This is a genomic window from Xanthomonas bromi (genome assembly GCF_900092025.1).
GTDB classification, from domain to species: Bacteria; Pseudomonadota; Gammaproteobacteria; order Xanthomonadales; family Xanthomonadaceae; genus Xanthomonas; species Xanthomonas bromi.
Genome location: NZ_FLTX01000057.1, coordinates 1 through 3,683, shown reverse-complemented (window position 1 = coordinate 3,683; position 3,683 = coordinate 1). Strand labels below are relative to the sequence as shown.

General features: G+C 63.2%; 2 protein-coding genes. One reads left to right on the top strand and one right to left on the bottom strand.

Annotated elements, in window-relative coordinates; all coding sequences use genetic code 11:
* The first annotated feature begins 161 nt into the window (after nucleotides 1-161).
* The gene (locus tag XBLMG947_RS16975) at nucleotides 162-2,123 is read left to right on the top strand and encodes a choice-of-anchor X domain-containing protein (protein ID WP_065469793.1); all 1,962 of its coding nucleotides are present in this window, start codon (nucleotides 162-164) and stop codon (nucleotides 2,121-2,123) included.
* Between the two features lie 510 nt (nucleotides 2,124-2,633).
* Here XBLMG947_RS16975 and purU read toward each other — a convergent pair.
* Nucleotides 2,634-3,485, bottom strand: a complete 852-nt coding sequence (gene purU / locus XBLMG947_RS16970) for a formyltetrahydrofolate deformylase (RefSeq protein WP_065469792.1) — start codon at nucleotides 3,483-3,485, stop codon at nucleotides 2,634-2,636.
* Nucleotides 3,486-3,683 lie beyond the last annotated feature (198 nt).

The window sequence follows — 3,683 nt, the reverse complement described above, 5'->3', positions numbered from 1 at the left end:
AGCGAAGTACTTACCGCGCGTGAGGTGTTACAGCGCACAGCAGACCTGTCACAAGAGCTGCGGTATAACGATCGGCGGATCGCGGCAGGGGAGCGCCGCATCCGATGTCGTTGCACTTCGCGACGGCATTGCGTCTGCAACGTTCACGGAGATATCTCGCCATGCCAACGCCTTCGCTATTGTCGCTGTTGTGCTCCCTCTCGCTGCTTTCTGCCCCACTCGCGGCGGCCGAGTTGCAGCCCAAGCAATTGGCTGGCCCACCGGAAGAGTTCGCGCAGATGCGTGCGCCAGATCCAGCCGAGTCGGCGATCTTGTCCAAGAGTGCGCTGCTGCCGGTGGAGTTGGCGCCGGTCGGTCAATCCGCACGTTGGCAAGGCAGTTTGCCGGTGGAAAACGGTCACCTGCGTTTTATGGTGCTGGCCGGAGACCAGGCTTGGGATGCGGCGGTGGCGGCACCTCCGGTTGCTGGCGCACGGGCTGCCGCCGTGGCGACGCCGCTGCAAGCGCAGCGCGTGCTGCTAGGCACCGCCGAGAACGGCACCAGTGGCATGCGTTACGCCGTGGAGTCGGCGCACAACGGCACATGGTCGCTGACGTTGCAGTCGGCCTCGCCGGTGGCGCAACGCGGCTATGTGCTGATGGAAGGCGATGCGCGCACGCAACTGACCTCGTACCTGCGCACTCGTCAGCAGCAGGTCGGCCAGTCGCTCACGCTCAATGCGCTACTAAGCGGCAGCGACGCCCGCGGCGCCACGCTGCTGGCTGCGCAGGCCGGGAAGATCGACGAGGCAAGCTTGCGTGTGATCGATCCGCAAGGCGTGGTCCGCAACCTCCCAATGGCCGATGACGGCAAGCACGGCGATGGCGTCGCGGGCGATGGCGTGTACGGCGGCACATTCCAACCGACCAGCGAGGGCACCTGGATTGCGCAGGTGATCGTGCGCGGGCATGACCAAGCGGGGCAACCGTTCGTACGTACCAGCGAGCATGTCTTGCCGGTCCTGGATACCTCGCTGCGTTTGCTCGGCAATGCCCTTGGTGCAAGCGCTGCCGAGGGCACACGGCTCACGATTGCGTTGCCGGTCGCTGCGCGTGGCAAGGCACCATCGCATTACCGCGTGTTCGGCCAGGTGTGGGGCACCGATGCCAAGGGCAACGACGTGCCGGTGGCGTGGATCGGCGGCATGCTGACACCCCAGCAAGGCCAGCTGCCGTTGAGCCTGGACGAACGCTGGATTGCGCGTGCCGGTGCGCGTGCACCGTTTACGCTGCGCAGCCTGCGCATCGAAGATCCGGACCATTACATTCCGCTGGTGCAGGCCGCCACGTTGCCGTTGCAAGTGCCGGCGTTGCGACGCGCCAGTCTCGCACGCACCAGCAATGCGATCGACGAACGTATGCGTATGGGCCCGCGCCCGACTGCGTTGGCTTCCGCAACGGCCATGGCGCAGCCCCAGGCCGCTGGTTCGCAGTTGGTGCTCGTGCACGGCTATTGCTCCAACGGCGTGTGGCCGCAGGCACAGTTCACCAACGCATCGTCATTTCTGGATGCCAAGCAGAACCGCAGCAACGACCAGTTCGCACAGCTACTGGCGCAGTTCGCCAGCCAGTGGTCCTCGTTCTCGACCGTGGCGCACAGCCAGGGCGGCATGGCCGCGCTGCATCTGTATACCTACTACTGGAGCGGGCTGGATAACGCTACCGGCGGGCGGGTGATGCAATCGGTGGGCGCGCCGTATCAGGGCACCAATATGGCCGGCGTACTGGCCGCAGTAGGTTCATGGTTCGGTAGGGGCTGCGGCACCAACACTGACATGACCTACGACGGCGCCAAGGCCTGGCTGGCCGGCATTCCGGCCGATGCACGCGCCAAGGTCAGCTACTACACCACCTCGTTCGCCAAGAGCAAGAAGTGGTACATCAACGACTACTGCAACGCCGCCTCGGACCTTGTCTTGAACGACCCCGAAGACGGCGTCGTGGAAGAGGTCAACGCGCAGCTGCCGGGCGGCGTCAATCTCGGCCATACCACCGGCCAATGCCACACCACCGGCATGCGCGACCCGGCGCAGTATCTGGACGCCAACCGCAATGCGGTGATGAATGCGAATGCGGCGCGGTGATTGGAGATTGAAAGCGAGATAGCCGGCCCCCTGCGCTGGTTATCTCCCAACAGATCTGCATGACTGAGAAACAAATTTCCGATAACGCACTTCGTCACCCGCGACCGCCACCACACAGGAACGCCGGCTTGCCCTGCAATCAACGCGTCGGCTGTTTATCAGCCGCGCCTCTTCGCTGATGTGAGCATGGCGACCGGCTGCGGTGACCATCAAGGCTTCGGTCAATCGTACGATCGAAGTAGCTTCGAATGGCCTGAAATAGACGTCAGCGGATTGTGGTACTGGCGGTACGGTGCACGCCGAGGTACAAAATGACGCAGCCGCAGCTCGCGATTTTTTCATGCGACAGCTGTCTCCTCAGCCACCAGTCACGAATGCTGGCTGCATTTCAAAGCGCTGCGGGATTGCGAGTTCGCCAGCGCTATCGCGTGGCGGCGTTTCACTCGTGTCCAACGCTGGGCGTTGGACACGGTCTAATGGACTCAAGCACAACCTGCATCAGGCCGCTCGTCAGCGAAACACCACCGTGCGATGGCCGTTGAGCACGATGCGATGCTCGACATGGCGGCGCACAGCGCGGGCGAGCACCAGCGATTCGGTGTCGCTGCCCAGGCGGATCAGGTCGCGTGGGGTCATGGCATGGTCCACGCGGGCGACGTCCTGTTCGATGATCGGGCCTTCGTCCAGCTCTTCGGTGACGTAGTGCGCGGTGGCGCCGATGATCTTGACTCCACGCGCGTGCGCCTGGTGATACGGCTGGGCGCCCTTGAAGCTGGGCAGGAAGCTGTGATGGATATTGATCGCACGCCCGGCCAGTGCACGGCACAATTGCGGCGACAGGATCTGCATATAGCGCGCCAGCACCACCAGATCGATCTGCAGGTCGTCGACCAACGCGAGCAGTTGTGCTTCCTGTGCGGCGCGCGTGTCGGCGCTCACCGGCAGATGGTGGAAGGTGATGCCGTAGGAGGCAGCCAGCGCTGCGAAATCGGTGTGGTTGGAGACCACAGCGGCAATCTCCACCGGCAGCTGCCGGCTATGCATGCGAAACAGCAGATCGTTGAGGCAATGACCCTGCTTGCTCACCAGCACCAACAGGCGCGCGCGACGGCGTGCGTCGTGCAGCTGCCAGGCCATCTGGAATTCGTCTGCAAGTAATGCAAAGCGCTGCTCCAGCGCTGCGATGTCGGTCTTTGCCGGTTTGTCGAAATGCACGCGCAAAAAGAACCGCCCACTTTCGTCGTCGCCAAATTGCTGCGCGTCGAGAATGTTGCAGGCCAGATCGAACAACAGACCGGTCACGCGATAGACGATACCGGTGCGGTCGGGGCAGGACAGGGTGAGGATATAGTCGGAGCGCATCGGCGCAATGATAGCCAATACGCGACATCTCCGACGCAGTGCTTGCGTCAGTAACTTTTGCAGTGCGAACAGGCGCCAACGTCTGCTGTGCAGTGCGGCAGGCGTTGACCGACGTGTCGTTGCCGCATTACGTTCTCGCGGCATGGCCTGCACTGCGCTGATGCGTGAGGCTGTCATCGATCGCGCAGCAAAACCCTG

What these genes read in the sequence shown, in the direction of transcription:
- XBLMG947_RS16975 (WP_065469793.1), top strand. Translation starts at nt 162, where the DNA reads ATGCCAACGCCTTCGCTATTGTCGCTGTTGTGCTCCCTCTCGCTGCTT.
- purU (WP_065469792.1), bottom strand. Translation starts at nt 3,485, where the DNA reads ATGCGCTCCGACTATATCCTCACCCTGTCCTGCCCCGACCGCACCGGT.